We start from the raw sequence: 1,956 nt of genomic DNA on the forward strand, positions 1-1,956 counted from the left end.
TCTCGAGCACTGTTCCTGACCCCGAGCACTCGTAGGCGACGGCGGCCGGAGTGGTGCCGGTGTTCATGTAGCTGCGCGGGCTCCGGAGGTTGGTTGTGGCAGAAAGTTTCGCGGTGAGTTCGCCATCGGCGATGGCGCCGGAGACTTCATCCTGGCCATCCCACTTCAATGTTCGGCTCTCCTCCAGCGTTGAAAGCCGCAAGCATCACCGCCTCACGCTCGTAACACGACTGCACATGCGCCCGCACCGCGTCCGCGGCGGCCAGCACCGCCCCGGCATCGAGCGGCACGAACGCGCCATCGGCGGTCTTCCAGTTGATGACCAGCGAGGGGTCGCGCATTACGGCGACGGCCGCACCGAGAATGCGCTGCTGCGAGATGTCGTCGGTATGGATCAGCCTCCCACCGACCCTGACACCGGCGTTCATGGCGCGGTCGCGCCGCTGCCGGATCCGCTCGCGCAAGGCTACGGCCGCCGCCGAGGCCTTGTCGTCGGCCGTGATGACGGCGGCAAAATCAATCTTCGGCATTGTTTTCCTCCTCTTCCACTTCCGTCCACGCCTGGACCGGGACCGGCCCGTCGTCCTCGATCTCCAGCGCCGCCGGAAACCGCGTGGCCTCCGGCGCCCGCGGCCCATGCGGCAGGGTGAGCGTCAGGTGCAGGCGTCCGTCGATGCGCTCCACGGGCCCGGCGAACCAGTCGCTGTCGATGGCCTCGGCCGGCAGGCTCGCGCCCTCGGGCAGCGGGGTGAAGTCGAAGGCCTCGCCGTTGATGGTCAGCACGTCGCCCGCGCGCGCGAGCATCAGCAGCGCGTCGCTGCGCAGGGGTACAAGGTCGATCCTCATGGGTGGTTTCCTTCTCAGAACCAGCGGCCAATGGCGGTGCCGATCATGGTCTCGTTGATCGATGTCGGATCGCTGGAGATGCCGGCGATATCGAGCTGGAGCGCCCAGCCGCTGGCGCCCTGTCCGAAGGCGCGGATGTTGGGCATGCGCAGGGCGGCGTTCGGCGCCCCCGTCCGATGCCCGAAGACGACCCCGACCTGGCGGTCGCCGGCGAAGGCGGCCGGAAACGGAAAGACCTGCGTCGAGGTGCTGGTCACGTCGACGTTGAGTTGCCGGGTGCAGATCTGCGTGCCGTCGGCGAAGCGGACGTACTCGCCGCTGGCGTTGGCCCCGCGCTCGATTACCGCGCCGGTCGGCACCCCCGCAGACTGCGAGACCGTCCCGAGAATGTTCGCGCGACGATAGGTCAGTGAGCCGCCGATGGTCGCGCCGGTGCGCAGGTTCGGGATCCCGGTCGCCGCCGCGATCGACAGCGCCGTTTCCCAGGCCGCGCCGTCGGGACTGACCTTGAGCGAGAAGTCGTTCGCGCCGGCCAGTCCCATCTCGGCGCGGCCCGAGAAGGCGCTCTGGAAGAGGACCGACGCGGTGTCGCCGACTGAGGCCTTGTTGATCTTCAGCTGGTGCCCGGCGCCGGCATGCGTGAGGAGCACCGCCGGGGAGGCGACGGCCAGGCGGTTCGTTGCGTCCGCGGCGGCGGCGATGCCGAGCCCGGCGAGGAGGCCCGCGCCCAGCTGCGCCGTCGACAGCGGCCCGGCCTGCCAGGTGGTGCCGTCGAAGACGAGAAACCGCTCCGCCGCCTGATCGAAGACGATCCAGCCCTCGTGCGGGACGATGCGCCGCCAGACGGTATCGTCGAAGAGGGCGATCGAGCCGCCCCAGCCGGCCCAGACGCCAGTCGCGGGGGCGAGGACGATGTGGCGATCACCCGATGCGGGGCTTGCCGGTGGCGCGTCGCGCGCGTCGCGCACCACCGCCTGCACGGCCGCGTCGAGGATGCGCAGCGCCTCGTTGACGGTGACGTGCTTCTGCGCCTGCGCGGCGAGAAGGTACGGCAGGGCGAGATTGGGGGAGTTCTCGGACATGGGATCCTCAGAGGCGGAGAATGACGGT

General features: G+C 69.7%; 3 protein-coding genes. All 3 read right to left on the reverse strand.

Features of this window, described 5'->3' with window-relative positions:
• Positions 1 to 146: 146 nt before the first annotated feature.
• The 3 genes from IM708_RS20820 to IM708_RS20830 are packed head-to-tail and all read right to left on the reverse strand — an operon-like array spanning position 147 to position 1,928.
• Positions 147 to 530, reverse strand: coding sequence for a DUF4376 domain-containing protein (locus IM708_RS20820; protein WP_209428463.1), 384 nt, complete (start codon positions 528 to 530; stop codon positions 147 to 149).
• A complete protein-coding gene (locus IM708_RS20825; protein ID WP_209428464.1) occupies positions 517 to 846 on the reverse strand; it encodes a hypothetical protein in 330 nt (109 codons plus the stop codon). Before IM708_RS20825 ends, IM708_RS20820 begins: the two co-directional genes overlap by 14 nt.
• A gap of 14 nt (positions 847 to 860) precedes the next feature.
• Complete coding sequence (locus IM708_RS20830) at positions 861 to 1,928, reverse strand: DUF2793 domain-containing protein (RefSeq protein ID WP_209428465.1); 1,068 nt, start codon at positions 1,926 to 1,928, stop codon at positions 861 to 863.
• Between the last annotated feature and the right edge of the window lie 28 nt (positions 1,929 to 1,956).

The sequence above is a fragment of the Pararhodobacter sp. SW119 genome (genome assembly GCF_017811755.1).
GTDB lineage: Bacteria > Pseudomonadota > Alphaproteobacteria > Rhodobacterales > Rhodobacteraceae > Pararhodobacter.